The sequence below is a fragment of the Oceanobacillus polygoni genome (genome assembly GCF_008304605.1).
In the GTDB taxonomy this organism is placed as follows: Bacteria; Bacillota; Bacilli; order Bacillales; family Amphibacillaceae; genus Oceanobacillus; species Oceanobacillus polygoni.
In genome coordinates this window covers 1-8,342 of sequence record NZ_PIJY01000028.1, presented here as the reverse complement: position 1 = coordinate 8,342, position 8,342 = coordinate 1, and the positions used below count along the sequence as shown (strand labels likewise).

The following is an 8,342-nucleotide window of genomic DNA, read 5'->3' as shown; positions in this document are numbered from 1 at the left end:
CACGAAGTGAGGCTTTTTTTTAATACCTCGCTGGAAGCTCTATGGAACCCCCGGCATAGCCAGGGGTTTTCAAAAGACATAACAAAATTCCCTACCAAATTTTATTTTTGGTAGGGAACTATATTATTTTCAACTTATTTTCTCCATATTAGATTAGGATAAATGCCTATATATAGGCGTTCCGTCTTCAAATTAAGTTAGCTTTTTACTCCCACTCAATTGTAACAAAATCAGCGTTATCTTCCTGTTTCAATAACGCACCCGTTAGTTTAAGTGTAATCCTACACAATCTCTTCTACACCTAAATATAACCCGAAACCTAACCGATAATAACGGGTTGTGTTATCTTTGTAAAAGCATATCGACGTGAGGAATATTATCTTCTAAATATGTTTCGGATATGGTCTCAAAACCAAAGGAACTATAGAATTTTCTTAAATAATCTTGGGCTTGAATTTTTACATTTGTTTCTTTTAATTCGTTTTGGATAAAATCTAGCCCTTTTTTTAAAAGATCTTCTGCAATTCCTTTTCCCCTGTATTCTTTCTTTACAAAGACTCTTCCAATAGAAGTTTCTTGATAAGAATCACCTGCGGGTACAATCCTTAAATATGCAATGATTTCTCCATTGTCTTCTTTAAAAAGATGATAAGAAAAAGGATCTTTACCATCAACTTCTAGGTAAGGACAATTTTGTTCAACCACAAAAACTAGAGTTCTTTCTTTTAAAAGATTGTATAGTTCAATATTTGTTAACTCGTCAAATTTTTTTAAATTCCAACTCATAAAATTCACCTCTTGTTTTTTGTTCCAAATGCAATAAAGTATTTGATCAATAATTTCTTTTGTTTCCCTTTTTAACAAATTCCCAATCAACTTCTACATTTTTCCTCACTCTTTGGAGAAGATTAAAAATGTTCTCCACTTCTTCTTCTGTAAATCCATTTAATGCAACCATATTGGAATGATCATTTTCTCTTTTAAGGTAAGGATAAATATTCTTGCCTTTCTCTGTTGGAAAAAGTTTTTTTATTTTTTGGTTATGTTCATCATCTTTCTTTTTAATAAATCCATTTATTTCTAGTTTTTTTATAGCACGAGCTGCTGTTGTACGATCTACTTTTATCACCTCTGCTAATTTTTCTTGAATGATTCCTGGGCTTTCACATATTCTCACAAGGTACAAATATTGCCCTTTTGTAAGGTCATATTCTTTAAATTCTAAATTACTGATAGAATCTAATGCCCTTGCTATCATTCCAATTTCTCGAAGAATCTCCTTCATAATTTACTCCTTAATCATATTTTGTTGCAAATACAATAAAAATAACATATATTTAATTTAACCTAAATTTGTTGCATTTGCAACAAAAAATAGTATTGAGGCAAGAAAAGTGAAATATGTTTTTTATGTATTAGGAATTTTAATATTAACCCTTGGTATTTCTTTCACAATACAATCAGACCTTGGAACTTCACCTTTTGATGCACTTTTGGTAGGTCTGTCTAAAAATGTTGGGTTAACGGTAGGTAATTGGGAAATCATTCTAGCTTTTATATTGATCGGTTGTAATTCATTATTAAAAGGACAAAGACCTGAAGTTTTGGGGCTGTTAACAGCCGTCATAACTGGTATTGGTATTGATATGTGGATGTTCTTATTGGACAATTTGATAACACCTGAACTATGGTTAAGCAAAATTGTTTATTTTGGAATCAGCTTAGTTATTATAGGATTAGGAACAGCAACCTATTTACACACAAACTTTGCTCCCATTCCAATTGATCGCTTAACGTTAGTATTACAAGAGTTAACTAAAACCAATATATTTTATTCAAGGACATTGATCTACCTTTTTTTAATAATAGCATTGATTTTAAATGGACCCATCGGTGTTGGAACATTATTAACGGTTTGTTTTGGGGGGTAATATTGAATTACTTTATGCCATTTACTGAAAAAGTACTGGACCACTTATTAACACACTCAAGTACATCACAACACTATGATAAAGAGAGAAACCATTCAATATAGTAACGGGTTCTGATACCTGTCACAAAAGGTTAATTAACGCCTTTAATAGTTAAAAGATTTGTAACTAAATTTGTATATTATTAGTACTGCGAAATGCAGTGATTTTTTAAGCAAAAATGTCGATTTGGTTGTCAATCTCGCTGTATTGTTATTTATTTAAAACAAAAAGGACCTCTATAAGGAGATCCTCGCCAATTTTCTTATTAAAGCACCATTTAGTTTAACTGTGATTCTTCATAACATTAGTATTATACCAAAAACAAAACGATACTCCACATTGGAAGTACCGCATTTTTTCTTAATTAATACTCCTACTATATTTATCTCGAACAACAACTTTAAAAGGAGTGTCACCAACGATATCTTTTAATTCATCAGATTCTAGGAATTCTTGGATTGTTAATTCGATTTTGTTTGCTAGTTCAGGTGCTTCATTGTCGGACATATCAATTGTTGTTGTGACAAAGATGTTCATTGTGTCTTTCTCATAGGAGTGAGTTACTAAATTTGTTTTGTATTCTTTTTTATTTAACATTCCTTCCAAAATGACTGGTATTACATTACTGGCCCATTCACTCTCAATTTCCCATTTTTGATCACTAATCGGTTGAAAGTTGATCGTAACATCTCTTTTAATATTCTGCTTTTTAGCACCTTCAATAATTGCTCTTTCAATTTCATCCGTACGTTTTTCTGTATCCTCTATGGCCAAAGTCAACATAATTTCCTTAGCATATGGACTACTATGGCCCATACCGTAATTACCAAGAACTTTATAGCCTTTCTGCTGTAATTTTGGCAAAACCTCTTCTAATGCATCAAACAGAAGGTCAAAATCCTCTGGATATTCAAGATCATTTGCCGGATCATCTTTTTCTACTACAACCTTAAAATCATTATATCCTCTCGAAGAAACTATATCTTCTGTTACCTTTTGAATTTCTTCCCTTACTTGGTTGTAATATTCCTCTGACCCTCCTACTGTTACAGAATATGTTTTATCTTGAGTAGAATAACTTAAACCAGAAATATCATAACCTTTATCCTCAAGTTCCTCTGTTAAAACTTGATAAATAGGCTCCTGATTGAAAATCTTATTTAAGAATGGTATTTTAGATGCTACCTCCGCCATTGCTGGTGATACAAATGAAGATCCAATGAAGAGACCAAATAATACTAAACAGGCAGCAGTTATATATGATATTTTTTTTGCTATACTGTGTCGTTGCTTTTTCTCTGGCTGGATAACATCTGCATTTCTAATATTTTGCTGAACTCCGTCTTTGATCCGATCGTCTATTTCTTCACTGTAATAATTTTTACGGTAATGTTCATGTATTTTTTTAAGTTCATCTTCCACTATAATACATCTCCTTCCTTGGATTTAATTTTACGTCTCAGTATGTCTCGTCCTCTTGAAAGCCTTGTTTTTACTGTATTGGTGTTTAAATCCAATACCGAAGAAAGCTCATTAACTTTTAAATCATAAAAGTAATGGAGCACAATTACTGTCCGATATTTCATGGGTAAAGTTAAGGTTGTTTGTAAAATCTGTTCATTGCGTTCAGCTTTAAGGAAAGTGGTTTCAGTGCTCTCGGTTCTCTTAAAATTTTCAAAGAAACTACCCTCTAATATTAGTTGCTTTATGCTCTTTTTCTTTAGAAAGTAGTATTAACAGTGATGCGATATATCCAGGATTTTAAAGCTGACTCTCCTCTAAAACTATCGAGATACTTATAAGCCTTTAGAAAAACCTCTTGTGAAATGTCCTCAGCTACACCACTATCCTTTACAAAGGAAAATGCCAACAGGTAAACCTTCTGAGTATAGAGTTCCATTAGCTGCTCGATTACTATTTCTTTATCTTGATAATGGATACCAATTTCGTCATTTGGCTTAAATACATATAATTCTTTATTTTCCACTGTGCACCTCCTTTCCATTTACTCTTTAGACATAGTCATTTAATAATTGGTTTCATTTTTTCGAAAATTTCACACAAAAGACTTACTGCCTCTTTAGTAAAAAAAGACCGTCACATTGACGATCTTCTTGTTTTGTTAAAGCACCATTTAGTTTAAGTGTATTTCTTCACAAACTTTCATATATCATTCCAATTATTTCTATAAATTCAGTTTACACTGAACTACTAAATTAAGTCAGTACTTTTTTTCACAACGAAACACCCCTTTAGATAAAAAATCCAAAGGGGTAAAACGGTGCAACTATTTATAATCGGTATAACTTTGTTTTAAACGGTACGACTTTGTTTTAAACTTACATGAATATATTCATTTCAAAAAATGCTTTATACCAATAATTATTTTGGTTATTTATAGCTTCCAAGTTTATTCTTTTTTAATCCATAACTTACGAAACACAGGCCACCCGTATCCGCTTATTTGTATTCCTTGTAAATTTGATTGGAATGTATTCTGATTGGATGAGTGGACAGTAAAGATAATTGTACCATCCTCTTTTAACTTATCTTCGACTGCTTGAAACACCTGGATAAAACTTTCATAATCTGGCTGTTTTTTTAAGGATTCGAATCCTTTGTCTAATTCGTCGAGTTGCGATGGGCTAAGAAATCTACGGATTCCAAATTCATTACGAAGTAATATTAGAATAGCTAATTCAATGTTATCTTCAAAGCCTTCTCCTGTGTATATGGCATCAAATGATAACATCAAGTCTTCATTGTAGATATCCGACAACTCAATGGGATGAACCTTAACTTCAATGCAAATCTCATTTAGTTTTTGTTCCATCCAATGGGCATCCTCTAAAAAATCTTCATAACGTAATGCAGCTAAATGGATGGTTTCACCTTGATAGTTAGATTTACTAAGAAGATGCTTTGCTTTTTCAATTGAATGCTTGATATTCTTATAGCTACTTCTCTCTGGAATAAAGCCCGTGGAAGGACCTTCTCTTGGTCCACCCAGTTGTTGTACCATTTCACGGGAATCAATCATTTCACTCACAGCTTGTCTAAAGAAACGACTTTGGTGTGCACCTCCCTTTTTCATATTAAAGATTATGTAATTACTGCCATTATCATGGATTGTAAATGTTGATCCCTCCGTGTTATTCTTCCCCAGATGATCATGGGTAAAAAAGTTCAACGGATTAAAATTACTTTCAGGCAGTTTCCACATATGAATCTTATCTATAAAAGGTCTTCCACTGAAATGATAATCAAAAGCCTTCAAAACCATTTTGTCTTTATCTATGTGTTCGATCCTGTAAGGACCGGTTCCTATAAGATGAGGGGAGTCTTTGATGTCTGATTCTGCTGGAATAATGGCTGTAAATATGGCACTTAAAAAATTTGGAAATACATGATTTCCTTCGTTTAAGTGAAATGATATTGTGAACTTATTTTCAATGGTAATGTCTTGTATACCCTCTAACAACCATTTATTTGGAATGTTTATTTCTTCATTTATAATTGTTTGAAATGTCCATTGGACGTCTTTACTGGTTAACGTGCTCCCATCATGAAATCGAATCCCCTTGCGAATATAAAAAGTCCAAGTCGAGTAATCCTCACTAGCTTCCCATCCATGTGAAAGATGAGGTTCGATAGTTTTACTAACAAGATTATAACGAACCAAAGTATCAAAAACCTCACTCAGAATATGAGCCTCCGTAGCAATAGTTACAAAAAAAGGGTTCATATTGTTGAGGCCATATTGCAGGGGAATATGTAAAATATCATTCATTTCCTCGTGATCCTCTATGTGCTGGATACCAAACGCCTTTTGAATGGTAGATAAAAGTGTCTCTTTTAGGCCAGTGGAAAATTTGTTTTGTAATGCGAAGCTCATTGCTTCTTTTACTTTCTCCTTCTGAACCAATTTTTTTACATGAAGAAGTACCGCTTCATCCAAGGACTTTAAAAACGTTAAAGAGGATTTTTTGCCCCTTCCACGTTGGCTTTTCCAATCTACATATCCTTCCTGAATCCATCTTTGTAGTATATAGTGAACATTCCTGGAAGAACAGAATAGAATACCTGCGATTTCTTGTTTAGATATGAGGATTTCATGTGCCTGTTGATATTCAGGCAGACATTTTAAATTAATATAATACTCTAAAACATCCATTGGAGAACAGACTCCTTAAAATATGAAATATATAAACATATATTGCACTTTTTCTTTCCTATTTCCCACTATACAATAAAAGCTGAGGAAGGAGAAGAAAAACAATGACTTTATCAGAGTTTAAGCAGTTTCATTTAAATATCAAAATTCGTATGATTGTATCTTTCGTTTCGGATGTAGCAGAGATGAGTATATTTCCCTTTATGGCCATTTATTTTTCCGATAAGTTGGGATTGGCTTGGGCGGGTGGAATTTTAACATTAACAACAGTTGTATCCATAATCTTTGGTATGTATGGAGGCTCTTGGGCGGATCGGTTTGGAAGAAAGAAAGTCATGGTAGCAGGGTATATGATTCAAACAGCTTCATTTGTTATTATCGCTCTTGCTAATTCCCCATGGTTTGAATCCGTCTGGCTTACATTTATCATGTTTTTTCTATTAAGTATTACCAGCAGATTTACCGATCCTGCATCAGAAGCACTTCTAATCGACGTTAGTTCAGAGGAAGAACGGCCATCGATGTATCGATTTATCTATTGGTCTACAAACCTGGCCTTCTCTATTGGAATCATCCTTGGTGGTTTATTCTTCAAGACCCATAAATTTGAGTTGTTTTTAGGATTTTCCATCCTATCAATATTCACATTTCTACTGACACTAGGATGGATCCAAGATCAATATGTACCCAAAAAAGATGAGAAAGTGAAAAATAGATTTATTTCAGGGTTGGTCTCCAATTATGTAAAAGTATTTAAAGACTCTCGTTTTATGGTCCTATCCCTTTCAACGCTACTCATTCTATCATTAGAGTTTCAGCTATATGGCTTTATCGCCGTTCGTCTAAATAAGGATATTCATGCTTCAATATTTGGATTCATCATTGACGGTCCCAAAATGTTAAGCATTCTAATTATCACAAACACGATGATTGTGATCTTTGCCTCTCATATAATTGGAAAAATGACTCAAAAATTCAATATAAATTCTGTGTTATTTGGGGGCTTGTTTATGTATGTAGTGGGTTATAGCTTCCTAGCATGGAACGATATGGTAGTGGTGCTAATAATTGCAATTGCAGTTGCAACTGTAGGAGAACTCCTCTTCCAGCCTATTCGCTCATCCTATGTCGCACAGCTAGCAAAAAAAGATGCAATAGGTTCCTATATAGCAGTTAGCGGATTAGCCATGGATGCAGGACAAATCTTAGGCAGTATAGGAATAATGGTTAGTGCTTTATTATCTAATGGAATGATAGCGGGACTTTTCCTGTTAATAGGCGGACTCGGAATACTAGGTTTCTATTGGTCAATTCAGGATAGTAGAATAAAAACAAATGAAGAAATTGCATAGAATTTGCAAAGAGATAGCATTTTTATAAGTTGCTATCTCTATTTTAGTAACGAAGGGAAGTTATGTTGTTCAGTACATGCACCAGATGGTTGAAAAAGCTAACATTTCCACTCTTCTTCTAAAATGGCGTAATAATACTCATCCCACCATTCGTTTCCTTGTGGTATACACTTCTTAAATAAACCTTCTCTTCTCATACCAATCTTCTCCATAACTCGATATGATGGAATATTCTCAGGCTGACAAGTAGCTATAATCCTATGTAATTTCATTGTCTCAAAACCATATTTCAATATAGAATGTGCTGCTTCAGAAGCATATCCTTTATTATAATATTTAGTATTGAATACCCAGCCAATTTCATAAGTATGTTCACCAAAATACTTATGAAAAACAATGTGTCCGATAAGAACATTTTCATCCTTTAATACAACAGCAAATTTCTCTGGGTTATCACCGATATTTTTATAAATAAACTCTTTTGCATCATCTTCAGTAAAAACGCCTTCTGGTATATATTTCATTACCTTAATATCTGAAGTATATTCTAAAACGGCTTGCCAATCATTTATTTGAAATTTTTGTATTAGCAACCTATTACTTTCTAAGTACATATATATATTCCCCCATAAAAAAGGCTAAGTCAATTACCTTTTTTTCCTTTGTAGAAGTTATCCATTCCTTATTATACTAACCTACCTCGTTCGTATTATAAGGTTAGCCAGAATGCTAAATTTTTCTGGTTGACCATTTTTTATATGGTTTTATTATAACAGTAGCCAGGGTAGAACGTAACTGCCCGTGGGGCTTTGATCCCGTCAACTAAACCGTTCGCCCCCTACT

The 8,342-nt window shown here is 33.3% G+C and carries 8 protein-coding genes and 1 pseudogene; 2 read left to right on the top strand and 7 right to left on the bottom strand.

The genetic code is table 11. The features are described 5' to 3' along the window. Positions 1 to 342: 342 nt before the first annotated feature. Together F1560_RS14685 and F1560_RS14680 are read right to left on the bottom strand one after the other, a co-directional pair. Positions 343 to 786, bottom strand: coding sequence for a GNAT family N-acetyltransferase (locus tag F1560_RS14685; RefSeq protein ID WP_149475403.1), 444 nt, complete (start codon positions 784 to 786; stop codon positions 343 to 345). A 46-nt stretch (positions 787 to 832) separates the two neighbouring features. Next, complete coding sequence (locus F1560_RS14680; RefSeq protein ID WP_149475402.1) at positions 833 to 1,285, bottom strand: MarR family winged helix-turn-helix transcriptional regulator; 453 nt, start codon at positions 1,283 to 1,285, stop codon at positions 833 to 835. A 109-nt stretch (positions 1,286 to 1,394) separates the two neighbouring features. Between F1560_RS14680 and F1560_RS14675 the strand changes: the two are divergent. Then, positions 1,395 to 2,035, top strand: a pseudogene (locus F1560_RS14675) (YczE/YyaS/YitT family protein). A 298-nt stretch (positions 2,036 to 2,333) separates the two neighbouring features. On the opposite strand, the gene F1560_RS14670 reads toward F1560_RS14675, so the two are convergent. From F1560_RS14670 to F1560_RS14655, 4 genes are all read right to left on the bottom strand, one after another. Continuing rightward, positions 2,334 to 3,395 (bottom strand): DUF4179 domain-containing protein, encoded by a 1,062-nt coding sequence (locus tag F1560_RS14670; RefSeq protein ID WP_149475401.1) that lies wholly within the window; start codon positions 3,393 to 3,395, stop codon positions 2,334 to 2,336. Continuing rightward, positions 3,395 to 3,586: a sigma factor-like helix-turn-helix DNA-binding protein gene (locus tag F1560_RS22770; RefSeq protein WP_425466045.1), complete on the bottom strand. Its 192-nt coding sequence runs from the start codon at positions 3,584 to 3,586 to the stop codon at positions 3,395 to 3,397. The genes F1560_RS14670 and F1560_RS22770 overlap by 1 nt, the downstream gene beginning before the upstream one ends. Before the next feature lie 107 nt (positions 3,587 to 3,693). Next, entirely contained in the window at positions 3,694 to 3,960 is a 267-nt protein-coding gene (locus F1560_RS22600; RefSeq protein ID WP_281292647.1) for a sigma factor, read from the bottom strand. A gap of 423 nt (positions 3,961 to 4,383) precedes the next feature. Then, positions 4,384 to 6,147 (bottom strand): ABC transporter substrate-binding protein, encoded by a 1,764-nt coding sequence (locus F1560_RS14655; RefSeq protein WP_149475399.1) that lies wholly within the window; start codon positions 6,145 to 6,147, stop codon positions 4,384 to 4,386. 104 nt (positions 6,148 to 6,251) lie between these two features. Between F1560_RS14655 and F1560_RS14650 the strand changes: the two genes are divergently transcribed. Continuing rightward, a complete protein-coding gene (locus F1560_RS14650; protein WP_149475398.1) occupies positions 6,252 to 7,499 on the top strand; it encodes an MFS transporter in 1,248 nt (415 codons plus the stop codon). A 98-nt stretch (positions 7,500 to 7,597) separates the two neighbouring features. On the opposite strand, the gene F1560_RS14645 is transcribed toward F1560_RS14650, so the two are convergent. Further along, positions 7,598 to 8,113 carry a GNAT family N-acetyltransferase gene (locus tag F1560_RS14645; protein WP_149475397.1) on the bottom strand — a complete coding sequence of 172 codons (516 nt, stop codon included), beginning with the start codon at positions 8,111 to 8,113 and terminating at the stop codon, positions 7,598 to 7,600. Between the last annotated feature and the right edge of the window lie 229 nt (positions 8,114 to 8,342).

Excerpts from the sequence above, each read along its gene's own strand:
- F1560_RS14685 (WP_149475403.1), bottom strand. The coding sequence starts at position 786 with ATGAGTTGGAATTTAAAAAAATTTGACGAGTTAACAAATATTGAACTA.
- F1560_RS14680 (WP_149475402.1), bottom strand. The coding sequence starts at position 1,285 with ATGAAGGAGATTCTTCGAGAAATTGGAATGATAGCAAGGGCATTAGAT.
- F1560_RS14655 (WP_149475399.1), bottom strand. The coding sequence starts at position 6,147 with ATGGATGTTTTAGAGTATTATATTAATTTAAAATGTCTGCCTGAATAT.
- F1560_RS14650 (WP_149475398.1), top strand. The coding sequence starts at position 6,252 with ATGACTTTATCAGAGTTTAAGCAGTTTCATTTAAATATCAAAATTCGT.
- F1560_RS14645 (WP_149475397.1), bottom strand. The coding sequence starts at position 8,113 with ATGTACTTAGAAAGTAATAGGTTGCTAATACAAAAATTTCAAATAAAT.